General features: G+C 66.4%; 19 protein-coding genes. 14 read left to right on the top strand and 5 right to left on the bottom strand.

Features of this window, described 5'->3' with window-relative positions:
- The first annotated feature begins 69 nt into the window (after positions 1–69).
- The 3 genes from QM701_RS04330 to QM701_RS04320 are packed head-to-tail and all read left to right on the top strand — an operon-like array spanning position 70 to position 4,768.
- Complete coding sequence (locus QM701_RS04330; protein ID WP_415165862.1) at positions 70–1,860, top strand: FAD-dependent oxidoreductase; 1,791 nt, start codon at positions 70–72, stop codon at positions 1,858–1,860.
- A complete protein-coding gene (locus QM701_RS04325) occupies positions 1,857–3,707 on the top strand; it encodes a 2-oxoacid:acceptor oxidoreductase subunit alpha (RefSeq protein WP_415165861.1) in 1,851 nt (616 codons plus the stop codon). The genes QM701_RS04330 and QM701_RS04325 overlap by 4 nt, the downstream gene beginning before the upstream one ends.
- A complete protein-coding gene (locus QM701_RS04320) occupies positions 3,704–4,768 on the top strand; it encodes a 2-oxoacid:ferredoxin oxidoreductase subunit beta (RefSeq protein WP_415165860.1) in 1,065 nt (354 codons plus the stop codon). Before QM701_RS04325 ends, QM701_RS04320 begins: the two co-directional genes overlap by 4 nt.
- Before the next feature lie 60 nt (positions 4,769–4,828).
- Here the strand turns inward: QM701_RS04320 and QM701_RS04315 are convergent, their stop codons facing one another.
- Positions 4,829–6,184, bottom strand: coding sequence for a Gfo/Idh/MocA family protein (locus tag QM701_RS04315; protein ID WP_415165859.1), 1,356 nt, complete (start codon positions 6,182–6,184; stop codon positions 4,829–4,831).
- Between the two features lie 402 nt (positions 6,185–6,586).
- On the opposite strand from QM701_RS04315, the gene QM701_RS04310 reads away from it, so the two are divergent.
- From QM701_RS04310 to QM701_RS04285, 6 genes are all read left to right on the top strand, one after another.
- Positions 6,587–7,852 carry an ABC transporter substrate-binding protein gene (locus tag QM701_RS04310; protein WP_415165858.1) on the top strand — a complete coding sequence of 422 codons (1,266 nt, stop codon included), beginning with the start codon at positions 6,587–6,589 and terminating at the stop codon, positions 7,850–7,852.
- 132 nt (positions 7,853–7,984) lie between these two features.
- Entirely contained in the window at positions 7,985–8,914 is a 930-nt protein-coding gene (locus QM701_RS04305; RefSeq protein WP_415165857.1) for a carbohydrate ABC transporter permease, read from the top strand.
- Positions 8,895–9,776, top strand: coding sequence for a carbohydrate ABC transporter permease (locus QM701_RS04300; RefSeq protein ID WP_415165856.1), 882 nt, complete (start codon positions 8,895–8,897; stop codon positions 9,774–9,776). The genes QM701_RS04305 and QM701_RS04300 overlap by 20 nt, the downstream gene beginning before the upstream one ends.
- Entirely contained in the window at positions 9,773–10,807 is a 1,035-nt protein-coding gene (locus tag QM701_RS04295; protein WP_415165855.1) for a Gfo/Idh/MocA family protein, read from the top strand. Before QM701_RS04300 ends, QM701_RS04295 begins: the two co-directional genes overlap by 4 nt.
- Entirely contained in the window at positions 10,804–11,904 is a 1,101-nt protein-coding gene (locus QM701_RS04290; protein WP_415165854.1) for a Gfo/Idh/MocA family protein, read from the top strand. The genes QM701_RS04295 and QM701_RS04290 overlap by 4 nt, the downstream gene beginning before the upstream one ends.
- On the top strand, positions 11,897–12,973 hold the full coding sequence (locus tag QM701_RS04285; RefSeq protein WP_415165853.1) for an ABC transporter ATP-binding protein: 1,077 nt from the start codon (positions 11,897–11,899) through the stop codon (positions 12,971–12,973). The genes QM701_RS04290 and QM701_RS04285 overlap by 8 nt, the downstream gene beginning before the upstream one ends.
- A 189-nt stretch (positions 12,974–13,162) precedes the next feature.
- On the opposite strand, the gene QM701_RS04280 is transcribed toward QM701_RS04285, so the two are convergent.
- Positions 13,163–13,825 carry a pseudouridine synthase gene (locus QM701_RS04280; protein ID WP_415165852.1) on the bottom strand — a complete coding sequence of 221 codons (663 nt, stop codon included), beginning with the start codon at positions 13,823–13,825 and terminating at the stop codon, positions 13,163–13,165.
- Positions 13,826–13,951: 126 nt separating this feature from the next.
- Here QM701_RS04280 and QM701_RS04275 point away from each other — a divergent pair, with 126 nt between their 5' ends.
- Positions 13,952–14,887, top strand: a complete 936-nt coding sequence (locus QM701_RS04275) for an AEC family transporter (protein ID WP_415165851.1) — start codon at positions 13,952–13,954, stop codon at positions 14,885–14,887.
- 3 nt (positions 14,888–14,890) lie between these two features.
- Here the strand turns inward: QM701_RS04275 and folE are convergent, their stop codons facing one another.
- Entirely contained in the window at positions 14,891–15,571 is a 681-nt protein-coding gene (gene folE, locus QM701_RS04270) for a GTP cyclohydrolase I FolE (protein WP_415165850.1), read from the bottom strand.
- Positions 15,572–15,694: 123 nt separating this feature from the next.
- Here folE and QM701_RS04265 point away from each other — a divergent pair, with 123 nt between their 5' ends.
- The 4 genes from QM701_RS04265 to QM701_RS04250 all read left to right on the top strand — a co-directional run bounded on the left by QM701_RS04265 (position 15,695) and on the right by QM701_RS04250 (position 19,063).
- A complete protein-coding gene (locus QM701_RS04265) occupies positions 15,695–16,939 on the top strand; it encodes a nitronate monooxygenase (RefSeq protein ID WP_415165849.1) in 1,245 nt (414 codons plus the stop codon).
- 35 nt (positions 16,940–16,974) lie between these two features.
- Entirely contained in the window at positions 16,975–17,820 is an 846-nt protein-coding gene (locus tag QM701_RS04260) for a 23S rRNA (adenine(2030)-N(6))-methyltransferase RlmJ (protein WP_415165848.1), read from the top strand.
- A 158-nt stretch (positions 17,821–17,978) separates the two neighbouring features.
- Entirely contained in the window at positions 17,979–18,260 is a 282-nt protein-coding gene (locus tag QM701_RS04255) for a hypothetical protein (RefSeq protein ID WP_415165847.1), read from the top strand.
- 161 nt (positions 18,261–18,421) lie between these two features.
- Positions 18,422–19,063: a tetratricopeptide repeat protein gene (locus QM701_RS04250; protein ID WP_415165846.1), complete on the top strand. Its 642-nt coding sequence runs from the start codon at positions 18,422–18,424 to the stop codon at positions 19,061–19,063.
- Positions 19,064–19,075: 12 nt separating this feature from the next.
- Here QM701_RS04250 and QM701_RS04245 read toward each other — a convergent pair whose 3' ends face one another.
- Both QM701_RS04245 and QM701_RS04240 read right to left on the bottom strand, forming a co-directional pair.
- Positions 19,076–20,566, bottom strand: coding sequence for an efflux transporter outer membrane subunit (locus QM701_RS04245; protein ID WP_415165845.1), 1,491 nt, complete (start codon positions 20,564–20,566; stop codon positions 19,076–19,078).
- Between the two features lie 14 nt (positions 20,567–20,580).
- Entirely contained in the window at positions 20,581–21,696 is a 1,116-nt protein-coding gene (locus tag QM701_RS04240; RefSeq protein ID WP_415165844.1) for an ABC transporter permease, read from the bottom strand.

The raw sequence follows: 21,696 nt of genomic DNA, 5'->3' as shown, positions 1-21,696 counted from the left end.
GGGCTTTTTCTGGGAGCCGACATCATAGCCGTTGTCGGCCTTTTTGTTCGCAAGTGGAGTTTTTCTCACGTGAAACCGACGCAAACATTCGGTGACGCTTATTACCACAAGGTGGTGGACTGCCAGTGGGCGTGTCCGGCGCACACGCCGGTGCCGGAATATATCCGGCTGATCGCCGGCGGGCAGTACTCGGAAGCGTACATGATCAACTGGCGGTCGAACGTCTTCCCCGGCATCCTGGGGCGGGTGTGCGACCGGCCGTGCGAGCCGGCGTGCCGGCGCGGACGCATCGACAAAGAGCCGGTGGCGATCTGTCGGCTGAAGCGCGTGGCGGCCGACCTCAAGGACGACATCCAGGCGGTCCTGCCCAAGGCTCCGGAGCAGAAGAACGGCAAGCGGGTCGCGTGCATCGGCGCCGGCCCCGCCTCGCTGACGGTGGCGCGCGACCTCGCGCTGCAAGGCTACCAGGTCAGCATCTTCGACAACGGCAAGGCGCCGGGCGGCATGGTGCGCACCCAGATCCCGAAGTTCCGCCTGCCCGACAGCGTGATCGACGAGGAATGCGACTACATCCTCGATCTCGGCGTCGAACTGCAGCTCGGCCATTGGGTCAAGAGCCTCAAGGAACTCGTCGACGGCGAGGCGTGGGACGCCGTCTTCGTCGGCACCGGCGCGCCGCGCGGGCGCGACGCCGACATTCCCGGCCGCCAGGAAGCGGCGGCGCACATCCACATCGGCATCGACTGGCTGGCCAACGTCGCCTTCGGGCACACCACCAGGATTTCGCCGCGCGTGATCGTGCTCGGCGGCGGCAACACCGCCATGGACTGCTGCCGTTCGGCGCGGCGCCTCGGCGGCACCGACGTCAAGGTCGTCGTGCGCAGCGGCTTCGAGGAAATGAAGGCCTCGCCGTGGGAGAAGGAAGAAGCCCTGCACGAGCAGATCCCGATCATCAACATGCACGTGCCCAAGGAGTTCGTGCATGAGAACGGCAAGCTGCTCGGCGTCACGTTCGAAGTCGTCAAGGCCGAATACGACGACCAGGGCCGCCGCAAGCTGATTCCCACGGGCGAACCCGACGTCTTCATGGAATGCGACGAAGTGCTCGTGGCCATCGGCCAGGAGAACGCCTTCCCGTGGATCGAGAAGGACATCGGCCTGGAATTCGACAAGTGGGGCCTGCCGGTGCTGAACCCGAAGACCTTCCAGTCGACCCTGCCGAAGGTCTTCTTCGGCGGCGACGCCGCCTTCGGGCCGAAGAACATCATCACCGCGGTGGCGCACGGCCACGAGGCCGCCATCTCGATCGACCTCTTCTGCAAGGGCAGGAAGCCCGAGGAGCGTCCGCCGCACGGCTACACCCTGGTCAGCCAGAAGATGGGCATCCACGAGTGGAGCTACGACAACCAGGTCTCCGAGGAAGCGCGCAAGAAGGTCCCGGTCAAGTCGCTGGAAAAGACCCTCAAGGACATCAAGCTCGAACTCGAACTCGGCTTCGATCCGCTGATGGCCTGTTCCGAAGCCGAGCGCTGCCTCAACTGCGACGTGCAGACCGTGTTCACCCCGAAGGTGTGCATCGAGTGCGACGCCTGCGTGGACATCTGCCCGACCGAATGCATCACCTTCACCGCCAACGGCGAGGAGGAGGACCTGCGCGGCCGGCTGAAGGCGCCGGCGCAGAACACCGAGCAGACGCTGCTCGTCTCCGACCTCCTGAAGACCGGGCGGGTGATGGTCAAGGACGAGAACATCTGCCTGCATTGCGGCATGTGCGCCGAACGCTGCCCGACCGGCGCATGGGACATGCAGAAGTTCTATCTTGAAACCGCCCAGGCGGGCAAAGAGGCTCCGAGAACATGAGTACCGTGCAACCCCTGCAGAAATGCAACGATTTCGTCATCAAGTTTGCCAACATCAACGGCACCGGCTCGGCTTCGGCCAATGAGCTCTTCGCCCGCGCGGTGATGGGCATGGGCGTGCCGGTGGCGCCGCGCAACATCTTCCCGTCGAACATCCAGGGCCTGCCCACGTGGTACGAGATGCGCGTCTCGGGCGAGGGTTGGCTCGGCCGCCAGGGCGGCTGCGACCTGATGGTGGCGATGAACCCGCAGACGTGGGACCGCGACGTCGCCGAACTCGCGCCGGGCGGCTACCTCTTCTACGACAGCACCAAGATGCTGCCGCGCTCGCGCTTCCGTGACGACATCACCGTGCTCGGCCTGCCGCTCACCGAGATCTGCACACGCGAATACACCGACCCGCGCCAGCGCCAGCTGATGAAGAACATCCTCTACGTCGGCGCGCTCACCGCGCTGCTCGACATGGATTTCGCCGTCGTCGAAGGTCTGATCTCGCACCAGTTCCGCGGCAAGGACAAGTTGATCGCCTCCAACGTGCAGGCCCTGAGGCTCGGCTACGACGAGGCCAAGGCCACGCTGCCGTGCCCGATCGGCCTGCGCGTCGAGCGCTCCGACGGCGTCGGCGACCGCATCTTCATCAACGGCAACGACGCCTGCGGCCTCGGGGCCGTCTATGGCGGCGCCACCGTCGCCGCGTGGTACCCGATCACTCCGTCGACCTCGGTGATCGAAGCCTTCAGCAGCTACTGCCGCAAGTACCGCACCGACCCGGACAACGGCATGGCCCGTTACGCCATCGTCCAGGCCGAGGATGAACTCGCCTCGATCGGCATGGTCATCGGCGCCTCGTGGAACGGCTGCCGCGCCTTCACCGCCACCTCCGGGCCGGGCATCTCGCTGATGCAGGAATTCTTCGGGCTGGCCTACTTCGCCGAGGTGCCGGCGGTGATCTTCAACGTCCAGCGCGGCGGCCCGTCGACCGGCATGCCGACACGCACGCAGCAGTCCGACCTGCTGGCCTGCGCCTACGCCTCGCACGGCGATACCAAGCACGTCCTGCTCTTCCCCGAGGACCCTTACGAATGCTTCACCCTCGGCGCGCAGGCCTTCGACCTCGCCGAGCGGCTGCAGACGCCGGTGTTCGTCATGTCCGACCTGGACATCGGCATGAACGAGGTGCTGTGCAAGCCCTTTGACTGGGACGACGGCCGCCGCTACGACCGCGGCAAGGTGATGAGCGCGGCCGAACTGGAGGCCGGCAAGAACTTCGGCCGCTACCTCGACGTCGAAGGCGACGGTATCCCCTACCGCACCATCCCCGGCACGCACCCGACCAAGGGCGCCTTCTTCAGCCGCGGCACCACGCGCAACGCCTACGCCAAGTACAGCGAAGCGGGCACCGACTACATCTACAACATGGAACGGCTGCGCCGCAAGTTCGTCACGGCCCGCAAGCTCGTGCCGGCACCGGTTGTGCAAAAGGCCAGCCAGCCGACGCGCTTCGGCGCGATCTACTACGGCTCGACCAGCCCGGCGATGGCCGAGGCCTTCGCCATGCTGGAAAAGCAGGGCGTGCACGTGGATATCATGCGCGTGCGCGGCTTCCCCTTCGCCGACGAGGTGATGGACTTCATCGCCGAGCACGACCACGTCTTCGTCGTCGAGCAGAACGAGAGCGCCCAGTTGCGCACGCTGCTGATCAACGAGGGCGACATCGATCCGAAGCGGCTGATCCGCGTTCTGCACTACGACGGCACGCCGATCACCGCGCGCTTCATCGCCGGCCGCATCGCCGGCATCGTCCAGGAAAGCAACGTCACACCGCTGCGCAAACAGGTGGCCTCATGACCTATCTCGCCAAACCCAAACTGCTGCGTCCCGACACCCCGAAGAACGCGCTCGGCTACACCAAGCGCGACTACGAGGGCGCCATCTCCACTCTGTGCGCCGGCTGCGGCCACGACTCGATCAGCGCGGCCATCGTGCAGTGCTGCTTCGATCTCGACATCGAGCCGCACCGCGTGGCCAAGCTCTCCGGCATCGGCTGCTCGTCGAAGACGCCCGACTACTTCCTCGGCAACTCGCACGGTTTCAACACCACGCACGGGCGCATGCCCTCGGTGCTCACCGGCGCCGCGCTGGCCAACCGGGACCTCTTGTACCTCGGCGTCTCCGGCGACGGCGATTCGGCCTCGATCGGCATCGGCCAGTTCGCGCACGCCATGCGGCGCGGTGTGAACATGGTCTACATCGTCGAGAACAACGGCGTCTATGGCCTGACCAAGGGCCAGTTCTCGGCCACTGCCGACAAGGGCTCGAAGAGCAAGCGCGGGGTAGTGAACAACGACACGCCGATCGATCTCGTCGCCTTGGCCCTGCAGCTCGGCGCGACCTACGTCGCGCGCAGCTTCTCCGGCGACAAGGAGCAGTTGATCCCGCTGATCAAGGGCGCCATGCGCCACCGCGGCTCGGCTCTGCTCGACGTGATCAGCCCATGCGTGACCTTCAACAACCACGCCGGTTCGACCAAGAGCTACGACTACGTGCGCGAGCACAACGAGGCGATCAACAAGCTCGACGTGATCCTGCCCAAGGACAAGATCACCGCCAGCTATGCGCCCGGCGAACTGCGCCGCATCGTACAGCACGACGGGTCGGTGCTGCACCTGCGCAAGCTGCACGAGGACTACGACCCGTCCGACCGCGTCGGGGCGATGAACTACCTGCAGGAGCGGCATGCGCTCGGCGAGATCGTTACCGGCTTGATCTACGTCGATTCCAGTGCCGAGGAACTGCACCGCTACCTGAACACGGTGGAAACGCCGCTCAACCAGCTCGGCGTCGCCGAACTGTGTCCCGGCAACGAGGCCCTCGCGGCGTTGAACGAATCGCTGCGGCGGGGCGCCTAGAAAGCCAGGCCCGGCGAGATATCCCGCGAAGGCGGGGAATCCCGCCGGTTGGCCGATCGCTCAGGCGAGTTCCGACAGGTGCCGCGCGTCCGGGGCGAGCGGCACCAGATCGCTGATGTCGACCGGCCGGTTGGTCCGGATCGACTCCACGGCGGCGATGCCGATGGCGATCGATGCGGCGCCCTGCTCGTGCCCCGCGGTCCGTCCCAACGCATCGGGTGCGGCCTCCGGTCCGTAGAAATGGGCGTTGAGGATGGCGTCGGCGCCGCCGTGCGGGCCTTGCGCCACATCCGCCGGCATCGGCACTTCATAGCTTTCCCCGAAATGCGGGTACACCCGAATCCACTCGCCTTCGGCCTCGCCGCAGGGCGCTTCTTCGCTCGACCAATCCCCCGGCCGTACGGCGCGGTTCATGTGCGAGCCGACGAATTCCTGGTATTCGATCCGTCCGCGGTCGCCGTTGAAGGCGACGCGCATGCCCTCGCGCGGGCTGTAGCAGACGAGTGAATAGGTCAGCAGCTCGCCGGTGCGGTAGCGGACGTTGACCGACATCTGGTCGGGTATCGTGATTCCCTCGCGGAAGACGTTCCGGTCGCGCACGTAGCCGGAATCGGCTTCGCCCGCCAGATAGAGCTCGCGGAAGGGCTCGCTCTCGGACAGGTCGAGGCAGAACGGATCGTCCCTGGCTTCCGGCACGCCGGTGTAGCGCGGATAGCGGGTGAATTTCTCGTCGCCGCGCGCGATGGCGTTTTCCCTGCCGTAGAACGCCAGGTCGCCGTAGGCGAACACCTGCCGCGGAATCGCGTCGAGCCACCAGTTGACCAGATCGAAATGATGCGTGCTCTTGTGCACCAGCAGCGATCCGGAGTTCTCGATCTGGGCGTGCCAGCGGCGGAAGTAATCGGCGCCGTGATGGGTGTCGAGCAGGTATTCGAGGTTGACCGAATGGATGCTGCCGACCGCGCCCCTCTGTAGAAGCTCCTTCACCCGGCTGCGGAACGGCCCCCAACGGTAGTTGAACGCGACGCGCAGCCGGCGCCCGCTGGCCTCGACCGCGGCCATGATCTCCCGGCATTTGGCGGCGTCGGTCGTCATCGGCTTCTCGGTAATGACGTCGCAGCCGGCGTTCAGCGCCCGCACGATGTACTCGTGGTGCGTCGAATCCTGGGTGGCGACGAAGACCTCGTCCGGCGTGCGTTCGCGCAGCATCGCGTCGAAGCGGTCGGCCGTGTACGTGGGCACGGCGGGATGGCCGAGATCGCGGACCAGCACCTTGTTGTAATAGGCCATCCGGGCCGGACTGAGGTCGCAGAGGGCGACCAGTTCGTGGCGTTCGCCATACGCGGTCACCAGGGGATCGATGAAACTCAATGCGCGTCCGCCCGTGCCGACGAACGCATGGCGTTTTCTACTCATGGGCATTGGCCTACCTCCAAAAAAACAAAGACAAACGATGATTTTCTTAACTATATGGTGAATAAATTAAGTGAAAGGAATTATTCGGTGAGTTGGGCAAGCCATGGCATAAACATCATGATAGACGATATCACGAGGGCATGGCAGGGATCAGGAAAGTTGAATTTTCTCTGACTGGTTTGTTGTAGAAAAATAAAAAACTATATTAATCATAAAATTACATTCCTATTTTTCGGTTTAAATGTTCTGTTTTGATTTAAAAATTGAATATTTTTTGCGTTTTCGCTGCATGGTTTGTGCATTTTCATAAGACAAATAGATTTGACAAACAAATTTTATGACTTATACAATTCACTTAATGGTTAACAAAAGTGCTTCGACTACTCAAAGGGGAGTGCGCTCATGGGAACGTTTTCACGTCGCCGTTTCATCACCGTGGCAGGGGCGCTGGCCCTCGGTCTGGCCGCGCCGGTGTCGCTGGCGCAGGCGGCCAGACTGCGCTGTTTTTGGTGGGGCAACCCCGACCGGGATCGCCGGACGAAGGCCGTGCTCGACCTCTACAGCCAGAAGAACGGCATACAGATTGCCGCTGAATCGATCGGCTGGGGCGACTACTGGACCAAGCTGGCCACCCAGGTCGCTGGCGGCAACGCCCCCGATCTGATCCAGATGGACTACCGCTACCTGTTCGAATACGCCCGCCGCAACACGCTGCTGCCGCTGGACAAACTGCTGCCGCTCCCTGACTTCAACGCCAACGACCGCAACGGCGGTAAGGTGGACGGCAAGCTCTACGGAGTCACGCTGGGTTCCAATTCGAAAGCGTTGATCTACGACACGGGCGTGCTCGCCAAGGTCGGCGTCACGTCGATCGATCCGGCCTGGACCTGGGACGAATTCGCCCGGATCGCCGGCGAGATCTCCAGGATTAATCCGGGAAAATACTGGGGTTCCGACGACAACAGCCGGATCGAGCAGGGCCTGGAACACTGGCTCAACCAGCAGGGCAAGTCGCTCTACGACGCCGACGGGCAGGTGGCGTTCACCAGGGACGACGTGGCCGCCTGGTTCGCCTTGTGGGACAAGCTGCGCAAGGCCGGCGCGGTCGTGCCGCCGGACATCAGCGCCGTGAATACCGGCAAGGTCGAGGAGTTCGCGGTCAGCCGGGGCGTCGCCGCGATGAGCTTCTCCAACTCCAACCAGCTCGTGGCCTTCCAGGCGCTCAACAAGAACAGCCTGGCGATCAGCACTTTCCCGCGCGAGCCGGGCGGTTCGTCCGGGCACTACATCAAGCCGTCGCAGTTGATGAGCGTGTCGGCGCGCTCCAGGTCGCCCGAGGAGGCGGCGAAGGTCATCGACTTCATGGTCAATGCGCCGGAGGGCGTCAGGCTGCTCGGCATCGAACGCGGCGTCCCGGCCTCGGCAGCGGCGCGCGCGGTCCTGGTGCCCGAACTCGACGCGCCCGGGAAAATGCAACTCGATTTCATCGCACAGGTCGCCGAGACGGCGATTCCGCTGCCGCCACCGCCGCCGAAAGGCGCCGGGGAGATCGAGAACCTGCTCCGCCGCGTCAGCGATTCTGTGGCGTTCGGCAAGGCGTCGGTCCAGGAAGGCGCCGCGCGCTTCCACGGTGAGGCCGTCCGCGTCCTGGCCCGCTCCTCCGCCTGAGCGGCGCCCGCGATCCGGCGGACGCGCCCGTCGTCCGCCGGCCGCATTCCCGCGGGACGCCGCTTCGCCGCAGACACGAGCGAACGCAGCGTCCGATCGTCCCGCCACACGACAAGGCCCGCGCATCCCACCATGACCACCTCACCTGCCGAACGAAGAAGCCGCTCGCAAGCGGCGCTCCGGCGCGACCTGACCGGGTATGCGTTCATCACTCCGTGGCTGGTCGGCTTCCTGTGCTTTTCGCTGGGGCCGGTGCTCGTGTCGCTCTATCTTTCCTTCACCAGTTTCGACCTGTTGAACCCCGCCGTCTGGGTCGGCGCCGACAACTACGCGCGCATGTTCACCGAGGACCCGCGCTTCTACCAGTCGCTCAAGGTCACCTTCACCTACATGGCGTGCGAAGTCCCGCTCAAGCTGGCGTTCGCGCTGGCGATCGCCATGGCGCTCGACAAGGCCATCCGCGGCGGCGCATTCTACCGGGCGCTGTTCTACATTCCGTCGCTGCTGGGCGGGTCGGTCGCCATCGCCGTGCTGTGGCGCCAGTTGTTCGACGGCAGCGGGACGGTCAACCAGGTGCTGTTCCGGCTGTTCGGCTACACGGGGCAAAGCTGGATATCGACCCCGGACACGGCGATCTACACGCTCGTCCTGCTGGCGGTGTGGCAGTTCGGTTCGCCGATGATCATCTTCCTGGCCGGCCTGCGGCAGGTGCCGCAGGATCTCTACGAAGCGGCGTCGATGGACGGCGCCGGGACTTTCCGGAAGTTCCACAAGATCACGCTGCCCATGCTGGCGCCGGTCATCTTCTTCAACATGGTGTTGCAGATCATCGAGGGCTTCAAGGCGTTCACCCCGGCCTACGTGGTTTCCGGCGGCACCGGCGGACCGATCGACGCGACGCTTTTCTATACCCTCTATCTGTACCAGGAGGCGTTCTCCTATTTCCGCATGGGGTATGCGTCGGCCATGGCCTGGGTCCTGCTGATCATCATCGGCTGCTTCACCGGCGTCAGTTTCCTGACCTCCAAGTACTGGGTTTACTATGAAGACGATCCCCGCTGACCAGACCGTCCGGCACGGCCCCGGACCGCTGGGCGTGGCGCTCGGCGCGCTGCTGCGCCACGGCGTCCTCGTCGGCGCGTCCTTCGTGATGCTCTATCCGCTGCTGTGGATGGTGGCCTCGTCGTTCAAGCCCGAGTCGCTGATCTTCACCGACCTGTCGATCGTGCCGCCGTCGTTCGATTTCTCCAACTACACGCAGGGCTGGCATTCGCTGCAGCAGAGCTTCACGGTCTTCTTCAGGAATTCCTTCCTGGTGGCGGCGCTGGTGGTCGTCGGCAACGTCCTGTCCTGCTCGATCACCGCCTACGCCTTCGCGCGGCTCGAATTCCGCGGGCGCCGCTGCTGGTTCGTGGTGATGCTCGGGACCCTGATGCTGCCATATCACGTCACGCTGATTCCGCAGTACGTGCTGTTCCTGAACCTGGGCTGGATCGATACCTTCCTGCCGCTGATCGTGCCGAAGTTCCTGGCCGCCGACGCTTTCTTCATCTTCCTGATGGTCCAGTTCTTCCGCGGCATCCCGCGCGAGCTCGACGAGGCCGCCGTGCTCGACGGCTGCGGCCCGTGGCGCATCTACTGGAAGATCATGATGCCGCTGTCCCTGCCGGTGCTGACGACGACGGCCATCTTCTCCTTCATCTGGACCTGGAACGATTTCCTCGGTCCGCTGGTTTACCTCAACGACGCGAGCAACTACACCGTGCCGCTGGCGCTGCGCTCGTTCATGGATTCGACCGGCCTGTCGGCGTGGGGCCAGTTGTTCGCGATGTCCGTCCTGGCGATCCTGCCGATCTTCCTTTTCTTTCTCTTCTTTCAGCGCCTGATCATCGAAGGCGTTGCCAACTCAGGAATGAAACGATGACCCTACCTGCCCAAGCTCCGCTCCGTTTCGCCGCGATCGGCCTGAACCACAACCACATCTACGGCCAGACCCGCGCCCTGCTCAACGCCGGTGCCGAGCTCGTCGCCGTTTTCGCCGAGGAGGGCGACCTCGCGGCCGACTACCTCCGGGCGTTTCCGCAGGCCCGGCGCGTCGCCGACAGGCGCGCCATCCTGGAGGACGAGAGTATTCCGCTGGTGGTCAGCGCGACGATTCCGGACGTCCGCGCGGCGACCGCCATCGAAGCCATGCGCCACGGCAAGGACATCATGGTCGACAAGCCGGGCGTCATCACGCTCGACGAACTGGCCGCCGTGCGCGAGGTCCAGCGGGAGACCGGGCGGATCTTCTCGGTCTGCTATTCCGAGCGCTTCGAAAGCAGGGCGACCGAGAAGGCCAGCGAACTCGTCGCCGCCGGCGCCATCGGGCAGGTGATCCAGACGGTCGGCCTCGGGCCGCACGCGCTGCGCAACAATCCGCGTCCCGACTGGTTCTTCCAGCGCCGGCGCTACGGCGGCATCCTGTGCGACATCGCCGCGCATCAGTGCGATCAGTTCCTGCATTTCACCGGGTCGACGCGCGCCGAGGTCGTCGCCTCGCAGATCGGCAATTTCGGCAATCCGGAAACCCCGGAGCTGGAGGATTTCGGCGCGGTCATGCTGCGCGGCGATGGGGGCAGCGGCTTCATCCGCGTCGACTGGTTCACGCCGGCAGGGCTCGGCGTTTGGGGCGACGGCCGCCTGACCATCCTCGGCACCGAGGGCTACATCGAGCTGCGCAAGTACGTCGACATCGCCGGCCGCCCCGGCGGCGACCATCTTTTCCTGGTCAACGGCCAGGGCCAGCACTACGTCGACTGCCAGGCGCAGGAGCTGCCCTACGGCGCCCGCCTGATCGCCGACGTGCTGCACCGCACCGAGACGGCGATGCCGCAGGCGCACTGTTTCCTGGCCACCGAACTCGCGCTGAAGGCCGAGGCGATGGCCGTGCGCCTGGAAGGAGAACAACGATGAAAAAGCTGCGCGTCGCCGTCGTCGGCCTGGGCGTGGGGACCAGCCACCTCGAAGCCTATGCGCGGATTCCGGAGCTTTTCGAAGTAGCCGCCATCTGCGACCTGGACGCCGCCAAGGTGGCCGCGGCGACGGTCCGATTCGGCGTCGCCCGGCACACGTCCCGGCTGGCCGACCTGCTGGCGGACGACGAACTCGACGTGATCGACCTGTGCACGCCGCCGAACAGCCACCGCGCGCTCATCGAGCAATCGCTCGCCGCCGGCCTGCACGTGATCTGCGAGAAGCCGCTGGTCGGGTCGCTCGCCGAGTTCGACGCCGTCGAACGGGCGGAAGAGGCGGCGAGCGGCATGCTCTTCCCCGTTTTCCAGTACCGCTTCGGCAACGGCCTGCAAAAGCTCAAGTTTCTCCAGGCGCGGGGCTTCGCCACGAAGGCGCTGGTCACGACCATCGAAACCCATTGGCGGCGCGACGAGGACTATTACGCGGTCGCATGGCGCGGCAAGTGGGCCACCGAGAAGGGCGGCTGCTGCCTGACCCATGCCTCGCACGCCCACGACATCCTTTCGTATGTGAACGGTCCGGTGAAGCGCGTCTACGCACGGCTCGCCACGCGGGTCAACGACATCGAGGTGGAGGACTGCGCGGCGATCGCCGCCGAACTGGAAGACGGGTCGGCCGCCACGCTCTCGGTCACGCTCGGCGCCGCCGAGGAAAGCTCGCGCCTGTGTTTCGTGTTCGCGGACATGACCGTTTCCAGCGCCAGCCCGAACCCCTACCGGCCCGGCCTGGAACCCTGGCATTTCAAGGGCCGGACGCCGAAGATCGACGCTGCGATCCGGCGCGCGCTCGAAGAATATGCGCCGTCGCTCGAATCCTTCGAAGGCCAGTTCGCGCGCATCCACGCCAGCATCACCGCAGGCGCCGCCAAGCCCGTCACGCTGGCCGACGCGCGCGCCTCGCTGGAGCTGATCACCGCCATCTACCATTCGGCGGACACCGGCCTGCCGGTGACGCTGCCCATCGCCCGGGACAACCCGGCATACGACAACTGGACGCCGTCCCGGGGCGGCTTCCCCAAGGCGGTGGATCATGTCTGAGCTCAGCCTGCGCGGCGTCGTCAAGCGCTACGGCGCGACGGAAATCATCCACGGCGTCGACCTCGACATCGGGGACGGCGAATTCGTCGTTTTCGTCGGGCCGTCGGGCTGCGGCAAGTCGACGCTGCTGCGCATGATCGCCGGGCTGGAGGAAATCTCCGCCGGCGAGCTGTGCATCGACGGCGTGCGCATGAACGAGGTCGCGCCGGCCAAACGCCAGATCGCCATGGTCTTCCAGTCGTACGCGCTCTATCCGCACATGAGCGTTTACGACAACCTCGCCTTCGGCCTGCAGACGGCGGGTGAGCAGAAGGAAGTCATCGACCGGCGCGTGCAGCACGCCGCGCGCCTGCTCAAGATCGAGCCCTACCTCGGGCGCAAGCCCAAGGCGCTGTCGGGCGGGCAGCGGCAGCGCGTGGCGATCGGCCGCGCCATCGTGCGCCAGCCCAGGCTCTTCCTGTTCGACGAGCCGCTCTCCAACCTCGACGCCGAATTGCGCGTGCAGATGCGCGTGGAGCTTTCGAAGCTGCACGCCGAACTCGGCGTGACCATGATCTACGTCACGCACGATCAGGTCGAGGCCATGACCATGGCCAACCGCATCGTCGTCCTGCGCGACGGCGTGATCGAGCAGGCCGGCTCGCCGCTCGATCTCTACAACCGGCCGGCCAATCGCTTCGTCGCCGGGTTCATCGGCAGCCCGAAGATGAACTTCCTCGACGGAACCGTGGCCGGACAGGCCCCGGACGGCCTGACGATCCGGCTCGACGGCGGCGAACTCGTCGCCGTGCCGCCGTCCGGCGCGGCCCGCGAGCGAGGAACCGCCGTCACCGTCGGCATCCGGCCGGAACACGTCGAACTGGCGGACGACGGTTTGCCGATGCGGGTCGCGCTGACCGAGCAATTGGGCGGCAACACGGTCCTGTACGGCGCCTTGGGCGCGCAGCAGGCGCTCGTCGTCCAGGTGGTCGGGCAGAGCGGGATCAGGCGCGGCGACACGGTGCGCGTGCGCCTGGCAAAGGAGAACTGCCACGCCTTCGGCGGAGACGGCCGGTCGCTGGCGGCGTGACGGCGAGCGCACCCGACGGGATCGACGACACCTTTCATCTGCTTGCCGCGGAGCGATCCGCGGCTTTTTTTCGCCCCAAGGAGGCGCCGGAATATTCCCCATTCGTCATTCCGGCGAAAGCCGGAATCCAGGAAAACCGACGCACTGGACCCCGGCCTTCGCCGGGGTGACGAATAAATCAGGGTTTCCCTAGAACGGCGCCGCGCAGGTGAAATCCAGCGGCTTGCCGGTGACCGGGTGAGTGAAGGCCAGGTATTCGGCGTGCAGCAGCAGGCGATCCGCCTTGGCCAGCGCCCGCTCGCCGGCGTAGAGCGGGTCGCCGAGGATCGGATGGCCGAGCGCCTGCATGTGCACGCGCAACTGGTGGGTGCGCCCGGTTTCCGGGACGAGGGCGACGCGCGCCGCGTCGTTCGCGGCATCGTAGGCGACGACCGTGTAGCGCGTGAGCGCCGGCTTGCCGAGTTCGAAGTCGACCTTGTGCAGCGGCCGGTTCGGCCAGTCCACGATCAGCGGCAGGTCGACCTCGCCGCTTTCCCGCGCCGGCTTCCCGTCGACGACGGCGACGTAGCGCTTCTCCACACGGCGGTCCTGGAAGAGGATGCTCAGTTCTCGGTGCATCGTCTTGCCGCGCGCCAGGACGATGAGTCCCGAGGTGTCGTAGTCCAGCCGGTGCACGATCAGCGCGTCCGGGAATTCGGCCTGGAGGCGGGTGACCAGGCAGTCCTGCTTCTCCGGCCCCCGGCCGGGCACCGACAGCAGCCGGGTCGGCTTGTCGGCGACGATCAGCGAGCGGTCGACGTGGATCAGTGAATAATCTTTTTCCGCCGCGTGGCGAAACGGAGTGGTGGTCATGGAATAATGTCGGGCGGCGGAGCGGCGTGTCGCGCCGCGCGATTATAGGCCAACCGGATGCGTGTCCGGAAACGAGGCCACGCGCGCAGCCGGCCGATTCCGCACCATCTCCCTGAATCGATTCCAATGGCTACCTTCCTTCATCACCTCACGCTGGCTTTGCCGCTGTTTCTGCTCGTGCTCACCGGCTACGCCGCCATGCGTCTTTCCGGCTGGCCGACCGTCGTCTCGGACAGCCTGACCCGTTTCGTCTTCTCCGTGGCGATGCCGGCCATGCTGTTCCGGCTGATGAGCGATTCGGCGAAGCTGCCGCCGGTCGATTCCCGGCTGCTGATTGCCTTTTTCGGCGGCTGCCTGATCGTCTTCGGGATCGGACGGCTGCTTTCCTGGAAGCTGTTCGCGCTCGACGGCGTGTCGCAGTCGGTGTTCGCGCTCGGCGGAATCTTCTCCAACTGCGTCATGCTCGGCCTGCCGGTCGCCAAGGTGGCGTTCGGCGACGAGGCGGTGCCGTCGGTGGCGCTGGTGCTGGTGTTCAACGCGCTGATCCTGTGGACGCTGGTCACGGTTTCGGTCGAATGGGCCAAGCACGGGAGCTTCTCCGTGCGCGGTTTCGCGCGCACGGCGCGCGGCGTGCTGACCAACCCCGTCGTCGTCGGGATTCTTTCGGGCACCTTTTTCAGCCTCACGGGCCTGCCGCTTCCCCAATTCGTCGACGAGACGCTGGGGATGGTCGCCCAGGCCGCCGCGCCGATGGCCCTGATCGCGCTGGGCATGGGGCTGGCCGAGTACGGCGTGCGGGACGGGTGGCGGATCAGCGTGGCGGTCAGCGTGGTCAAGCTGATCGTCTCCCCGCTGGTCGTCTGGGGGCTGGCGTGGCTGATCGGGCTGCCGCGGATGGAGACGCAGGTGGTCGTCCTGCTTTCGTCGATGTCCGTCGGCGCCAACGTCTACCTCATGTCGCGACAGTTCAAGGCGCTGGAGGGGCCGACCGCCAGCAGCCTCGTCCTGTCGACCGCGCTGGCGGCGGTCACCACGCCGCTGGTGCTTTCCCTGATGGCCTGATGTTCAGTCGTTCCGCCGGCCGGCGCCGATCGCGCGCAGGAATTCGTTGCGGGACTGCGCCGAGGTTTCGAATTCGCCGGTGAACGACTGGGTGACCACGCGCTCGTCGCCGCGCCGGTCCTCGCCGAGCAGCAGGCAGAGCTGCTCGGCCTCGATCACGCAGGCGGCGCCGCGCGCCTTGCCGTGCGCCATCAGCGCCTCGGCGATGTCACGGGTCATCCACTCCTGGTAGGTGAAGCGGTGGCCGATCGCGTCGACCAGGCGCGCGATGCGCCCGAAGCCGTGCAGGCGGCCGCCGGGCAGGTAGGCGACGTGCGCCACGCCGCGGAAGGGCACCAGGTGGTGCGGGCAGACGCCGTGTATGGCGATGCCGCGCACCACGACCATGTCGCGGCGATGGTCGTCGAAACCGTCGCCCAGGGCGACGGCGGGGTCCATGTCGTAGCCGCCGAGCAGGCGTTTCTGCCAGAGTTCGCGCACGCGCTGGGCGGTCTTGCCCATGTGGTCGACGTCGGGCGCGATGCCGCAGGCGGCGAGCAGGTCGTGGATGGCCCGTTCGAAGGCGGCCGGATCGAACTCCCGGGCACGCGGGATGCCCAGTTGAGCGGGCAGGGGCGGCGGATGGTCATGGTCGCGGCAATCGGACACGGCTTCCTCCTTGGTCGGCTTCAGTCGATGATACACGCGCCCCGGAAATCGTGATTTCTTGCTTGCATTTCAACCAACTTGGGGAGCAATGAGCGATAATGCCGGATTAGCCAAATTCGTCCGGTTCAAGGCCGGAGTCGGATCAGTGGAAGGGTATCGATGAAGCGTGTTGATGATTTCCGTTTACGTTTGGGCGGCAAGGAGCTGGTGCCCATCGTCATCGGTGGCATGGGGGTCGACATCTCGACCGCCGACCTGGCGTTGGAAGCGGCGCGCCTGGGCGGCATCGGGCACATCTCCGACGCCATGGTCAACACCGTGACCGACCGCCGCTTCGACACCAAGTTCGTCAAGGACAAGCTCAAGCAGTACAAATTCAACGTCGCCAACTCCAACAAGTCGATCGTCCAGTTCGATCTCGGCCAGCTCGCCGAGGCCACCGCGCTGCACGTCGGACGCACCATGGAGCGCAAGCGCGGCGACGGGCTGATCCTGGTCAACTGCATGGAAAAGCTGACCATGAACGCGCCGCGCGAGACCCTGCGCGTGCGCCTGGAAGCCGCGCTCGACGCGGGCGTCGACGGCATCACGCTGGCGGCCGGCCTGCACCTGGGATCGTTCGCGCTGATCGAGGACCATCCGCGCTTCCGCGACGCCAAGCTGGGCATCATCGTCTCCTCGCTGCGCGCGCTGCAGCTCTTCCTCAAGAAGTCGGCGCGCACCAACCGCCTGCCCGACTACATCGTCATCGAAGGGCCGCTGGCCGGCGGGCATCTCGGCTTCGGCATGGACTGGGCCAAGTACGACCTGGCGACGATCGTCGCCGAAATCCGCCAGTACCTGCTCTCGGAAAAGCTCGACATTCCGCTGATCCCGGCGGGCGGCATCTTCACCGGCAGCGACGCCGTCGGCTTCCTCGAGCACGGCGCGTCGGCGGTGCAGGTGGCGACGCGGTTCACGGTCACCGGCGAATGCGGCCTGCCCGACGAGGTCAAGCAGAAGTACTTCCAGGCCACTGAGGACGGCATCGAGGTCAACATGATCTCGCCGACCGGCTATCCGATGCGCATGCTTTCCAACAGCCCGGCGATCGGCGACGGCATCCGCCCCAACTGCGAGGCGTACGGCTACCTGCTCGACGCCAACGGCAACTGTTCGTACATCACCTCGTACAACCGCGAAGTGGCGGCCAACCCCGGCGCCCGGCGCGTCTCGGTGATGGACAAGACCTGCCTGTGCACGCAGATGCGCAACTTCGACCTGTGGACCTGCGGGCATTACACCTACCGCCTCAAGGACACCAGCCAGAAGCAGGAGGACGGCACCTACCGGCTGCTCACGGCCGAGCACGTCTTCAAGGACTACCAGTTCAGCACCGACGGCAAGATCGCGCTGCCGGAATGAGGGCGTCCGCCCCGTTCTGACTTTCCGGAGAGGCCATGCTCAGCTATCGCCATGCCTTTCATGCCGGCAACCACGCCGACGTGCTGAAGCATCTGGTCCTGCTCCAGCTGGTGCGCTATCTCGGGCAGAAGGACAAGCCGTTCTGGGTCATCGACACGCATGCCGGCGCCGGGGCCTACGACCTGGAATCCGCGCACGCCCGGAAGCTGGCCGAGCACGAGGGCGGCATCGGCCGCCTGTGGGCGCGGCGCGACCTGCCCGCGCCGGTGGCCGAGTACGTCGACCTGGTGCGCCGCTTCAATCCCGGCGGGGCGCTGCGGAAATATCCCGGCTCGCCGTTCCTGGCGCTGTGGACGATGCGCGAGCAGGACCGGCTGCGCCTCTTCGAACTGCACACGAGCGATGCGCGCCTGCTGCGGGGCAACTTCGAGGACGCCGGCCGGCGCGTGCTGGTCGAGGGCACGGACGGCTTCGCCGGACTGCGGGCGCTGCTGCCGCCGCCGCCCCGCCGCGCGCTGGTCCTGATCGACCCGTCCTACGAGGAAAAACAGGATTACGAGCGGGTGGTCCAGGCGCTCAAGGATGCGCTGACGCGCTTTCCGGGCGGCACCTACGCCGTGTGGTACCCGCAGCTGACCCGGCTGGAGGCGCGCGAGCTGCCGCAGCGGCTGAAGCGGCTGCCGGCCAAGGGCTGGCTCGACGCGACGCTGCGCGTGCGCGAACCGGCCAGGGACGGCTTCGGCATGCACGGCAGCGGCATGTTCGTGCTCAACCCGCCGTGGACGCTGCACGACACGCTGGCCGGCGCGCTGCCGTTCCTGGCGGAAGCCCTGCGCGAGGACGCCGGCGCCGGTTTCACGCTGGACCGGCAGGCGGCATGACGGCGGCTGCGGCGGGCCGCCACCGGGCGGGTCGCGCGCAGCAGAAATCGGGCCGGATTGCGTGGCGGAAGGTGTAGACTCTCGCCGGACCGGGCTGCGCAAGCCTTCCCGTTTTCTCCATGAACGGTCGCCGTGACAACATCAAAAAAGGGGTAGCGATGAAAACCGTCTTCACCATCCTGGGCATCTTCTTTTCGTCGGCCGCACTGGCCACCTGCTATCAGATATTCTCTCCGTCCAACCAGTTGCTCTGGCAGGGGATGCAGCCTCCCGTCGCGATGGACACTCCCTCGCTCAACGACGCGGTGAGCAAGATCGTCCCGAACGGGCACCTGGTCATCGTCGACGACCGCCAGACGCCATGCCCCGCGTTCGACGAGACCGGCAGCAAGAACGCGCGGCGGACGGAAGGGAAGGGCCGCGAACAGCGCACGCACTGAGCGCCGGCGCCGGCCGCCGGCGCGGCGCGAAAACCGCGCGCCGGGAAGCGGTTCGCGGCCGGTTTTTAAGTTTTCCTTAAGCGGCGGGGCGGTACCCTCGCCAGACCGCAGTTGCCGAAGACACGGATATTCGCCGCATCGGTCGTTTTGGGAGACGCCACATGATTACTGCCCTGGTCGATCTGCTGGGAATCTTTTACGCGAACAACGACCTTTCGAACTTCGAAGTCATCGCGCGCTCCCTGCAGGCGGCGATACCCAACGATCTCGTCTCGCTCCAGTTTCTCGGGCTGGTTTACTACCGGACCGGGCGGGTTGACGAGGCCGTATCGGTCTTCGAGCGCGTCGTCCGCCGCTGCGGTTGCCGCGCCGCGGCCCCGGCGGACGCCGACATTTCCGACAACGAGCGCTCCTCGACGGTCTGCCTGCGCGAATCCACCCGGCCGAATCCTCTGCTGGCGAAAGCCTGGCACGATCTCGGCGCCGTGCTGCTGCAATTGCGCCGCTTCGAGCTGGCCATTCCCGCCCTACGCAATTCCCTCTCGGCCGAGCCGGATTCGACGCCGGCGATGCTGGCGCTCGGCCGGGCCGGCCTGGGTGCCGCCGATCTCGATCTGGCCCACACGTGTTTTTCCACAGTGCTTGAGAAACGGCCGGAGAGCGGCGAGGCGCGCATCGGCCTCGGCCTGGTTCTACCGGAAACGCCGCAGGTTCGCGGCGGCCTGGGCGTATTTCGACAGAGTCCGCGCGTTCAGGAACGGCGGGGTGCGGTAGCGCGGGGATGGCGCTCGTGGGCCGTTTGATCTGCCGGCCCGTTACCCGTTGCCCACCACCTTGTTCACCGTGACGAAGCGGTTGTTCAACCGTCCCTGCGCCGTCACGAGATCGCGGCGCGCCTGCAGATGGCCGCGCCGGGCATCGAGCACGGCGAGGAAATCGGTGGCGCCGCCGTCGTAGCGGGCCTGGGCCAGTTGCCAGGCCTGTTCCGCCGCCTCGGCCCGGACTTCGAGCTCCCGCAGTTGCTGCCGGTCCGCCGCATAGGCGCTCAGGGTGTCGTCGATCTCCTGCCAGGCCTTGAGCACCGTCTGGTGGTAATTCACTGCCGCTTCCTGCTGCTCCAGTTCGCGCAGTTGCACCACGCTCTTGCGGCGGCCCTGATCGAACAGAGGCAGGTTCAGGCTCGGCCCGACGGACCACGCGCGGCTGCCCCAGTCGGCGAATTCGCCGCTCAGATAGGATTCGAGACCGAAGCGGGCGCCGAGGCGGATGCTCGGGTACAGCTCCGCCCGCGCGACGCCGATGTTCGCCGTGGCCCGATGCAGGCGGGCTTCGGCGGCGCGGATGTCGGGCCGGCGCAGCGCCACTTCCGAGGGCAGGCCGAGCGCCAGATCGGGCGGTGCGTTCCCGCCCTCGGCGGCCGGCGCGGCCAGTTCGCCACGCAGCGCGCCGGGTGTTTCGCCGAGCAGGAGCGCGATCTGGTTGATGCTGGCGCCTTCCTGGGCGAGCAGGCCGGGCAACTGCGCCTTGAGCGCGGCCAACTCGGCGCGCTGGCGCTCCAGGTCGAGATGATGAACGACGCCGCCCCGCACGCGCGCGGCCAGCAGTTGCAGGCGATCGTCCAGTGCGGCGATGTCCTCGCGCGCCAGACGGATCTGCCGCTGCGTGGTGCGCAATTCGAAGTAGTTGCCCGCCACGTCGCTCGCCAGGCTCAGCCGGGCCAGGTCGAGCAGCGCCGCCTGGCCGGCCACGTCGGCGTCGGCGGCTTCGATGGAGCGGCGCACGCGCCCCCACAGATCCAGTTCCCAGGAGGCATCGAAGCCGGCCTGGTAGAGCGTGAAGGGTTCGCTCAGGATCTTGGCCAGGGTGGCGCGATCGTCGACGCCGATGGCATCGATCATGCGCGTGCCGGCGCCGTACTCGCTTTGGCGCTGGCGGTTCACGCCGCCGCTGACGCCGACCTCCGGTCCCTGCTGCGCCGCCACCGTGTTGCGCTGGACGCGCGCCTGGGCGAAGCGCAGCGCGGCGGTGCGCAGGTCCGGGCTGGCGTCCAGGGCGCGTTCCTGCAGCCGGTTCAGCAGCGGATCGCCGAATGCCCGCCACCAGCGCTCGGGGAGCGGTTGCTCGCCGCCGACGGGCATGCGCAGGGAATCGTCCGCGCTGCGCCAGCTCGTCCAGTCATCGGGCGCGGCCGGCGCGGGCCTGACGAAATCCGGCCCCGTGGCGCAACCGGCCAGGGCCAGCGCCAGCACGCCGGCCGCCAGACCGGAGCGCAGCGAACGACGGGAAAGGGAGTGGAAGTTGGACATGGCGATACCCCGGATCAGGAAAGACGGTTGCGGAACAGCCAGGCGGCCAGCGGCAGCGTGACGGAGGCCAGTGCCAGCAAGGGGATGAACTGGGGCCAGACGTCGCCCAGCACGGCGCCTTCGAGATAGACGCGGCGCACGATGCTCATGCCGAAACGCAAGGGATTGACGTAGGTGGCGATCTGCAGCGCCTCGGGCATGTTGCGCACCGGGGTGAGCAGGCCGGAGAGCAGCATCAGCGGCATGATCACCAGGAAGGCGTAGAGCATGGCCTGCTGCATGGTCAGCGACAGCGCGGAGATCGACAGCCCCACGCCCACCGACGCGACCGTGAACACGAACAGCCCGAGATAGAGCAGCCACACCGAACCGCTCATCGGGATGCCGAACCAGAAGCGGATGATCAGGAAGATGGTGGTCGCCTGGACGAGGCCGATGAAGATCGCCGGCAGGGCCTTGCCGATCAGGATCTGCATTGGCGTGAGCGGCGTCACCAGCAACTGGTCGAAGGTGCCTTGCTCCCGCTCGCGCGCGACCGAGAGCGCCGCGATCAGCAGGGTCTGCAGCATGCTCAATGCCGCGATCAGGGCCGGCATCATGTTCCAGCGCGATTCCAGATTGGGATTGAACCAGGCGCGCCGCTCGATGGTGACGCCCGGGTCGGCGCCGCCGAGAGAACGGTTGAAGTCGGCCACGATGGCGTTGACGTAGCCCGCGGCCGCGCCCGCGGTCGTCGAGTTGCGTCCATCGAGGATCATCTGCAGGGGCGCGCGCTGGCCGGCGGCCAAGCGATCGGCGAAATCCGCGGGAATGCCGAGCACCAGCAGCGCGTCCTGGTCGTCGATGACTTCGGCGATCTGGCGCGGCGAGGTCAGCATGGCCGCGCGCTTGAACACCCCGGTGCCGTCCAGGCGCGCCAGCAGTTCGACGGAGGCCGCGCTGCGGCTCTGGTCCAGGACCGCATAGGGCACGTGCCTGAGGTCGTAGGTAGCGCCGTAGCCGAACAACAGCGCCTGCATCAGCGCGGGCACGAACAGCAGCGCCCGGCTGGACGGGTCCTTGACCAGCGCCAGGATTTCCTTGCGGATCAGCGCGGCGATCTGCGCCAGGGTGTCGACGAGGGAATCCAT

This window comes from Propionivibrio sp., from assembly GCF_047602565.1.
GTDB lineage: Bacteria > Pseudomonadota > Gammaproteobacteria > Burkholderiales > Rhodocyclaceae > Propionivibrio.
This window is presented reverse-complemented; position numbering and strand designations above follow the sequence as displayed.

What these genes read in the sequence shown, in the direction of transcription:
- QM701_RS04325 (WP_415165861.1), top strand. Translation starts at nt 1,857, where the DNA reads ATGAGTACCGTGCAACCCCTGCAGAAATGCAACGATTTCGTCATCAAG.
- QM701_RS04320 (WP_415165860.1), top strand. Translation starts at nt 3,704, where the DNA reads ATGACCTATCTCGCCAAACCCAAACTGCTGCGTCCCGACACCCCGAAG.
- QM701_RS04315 (WP_415165859.1), bottom strand. Translation starts at nt 6,184, where the DNA reads ATGAGTAGAAAACGCCATGCGTTCGTCGGCACGGGCGGACGCGCATTG.
- QM701_RS04310 (WP_415165858.1), top strand. Translation starts at nt 6,587, where the DNA reads ATGGGAACGTTTTCACGTCGCCGTTTCATCACCGTGGCAGGGGCGCTG.
- QM701_RS04305 (WP_415165857.1), top strand. Translation starts at nt 7,985, where the DNA reads ATGACCACCTCACCTGCCGAACGAAGAAGCCGCTCGCAAGCGGCGCTC.
- QM701_RS04300 (WP_415165856.1), top strand. Translation starts at nt 8,895, where the DNA reads ATGAAGACGATCCCCGCTGACCAGACCGTCCGGCACGGCCCCGGACCG.
- QM701_RS04295 (WP_415165855.1), top strand. Translation starts at nt 9,773, where the DNA reads ATGACCCTACCTGCCCAAGCTCCGCTCCGTTTCGCCGCGATCGGCCTG.
- QM701_RS04290 (WP_415165854.1), top strand. Translation starts at nt 10,804, where the DNA reads ATGAAAAAGCTGCGCGTCGCCGTCGTCGGCCTGGGCGTGGGGACCAGC.
- QM701_RS04285 (WP_415165853.1), top strand. Translation starts at nt 11,897, where the DNA reads ATGTCTGAGCTCAGCCTGCGCGGCGTCGTCAAGCGCTACGGCGCGACG.
- QM701_RS04280 (WP_415165852.1), bottom strand. Translation starts at nt 13,825, where the DNA reads ATGACCACCACTCCGTTTCGCCACGCGGCGGAAAAAGATTATTCACTG.
- QM701_RS04275 (WP_415165851.1), top strand. Translation starts at nt 13,952, where the DNA reads ATGGCTACCTTCCTTCATCACCTCACGCTGGCTTTGCCGCTGTTTCTG.
- QM701_RS04265 (WP_415165849.1), top strand. Translation starts at nt 15,695, where the DNA reads ATGAAGCGTGTTGATGATTTCCGTTTACGTTTGGGCGGCAAGGAGCTG.
- QM701_RS04260 (WP_415165848.1), top strand. Translation starts at nt 16,975, where the DNA reads ATGCTCAGCTATCGCCATGCCTTTCATGCCGGCAACCACGCCGACGTG.
- QM701_RS04255 (WP_415165847.1), top strand. Translation starts at nt 17,979, where the DNA reads ATGAAAACCGTCTTCACCATCCTGGGCATCTTCTTTTCGTCGGCCGCA.
- QM701_RS04250 (WP_415165846.1), top strand. Translation starts at nt 18,422, where the DNA reads ATGATTACTGCCCTGGTCGATCTGCTGGGAATCTTTTACGCGAACAAC.
- QM701_RS04245 (WP_415165845.1), bottom strand. Translation starts at nt 20,566, where the DNA reads ATGTCCAACTTCCACTCCCTTTCCCGTCGTTCGCTGCGCTCCGGTCTG.
- QM701_RS04240 (WP_415165844.1), bottom strand. Translation starts at nt 21,696, where the DNA reads ATGGATTCCCTCGTCGACACCCTGGCGCAGATCGCCGCGCTGATCCGC.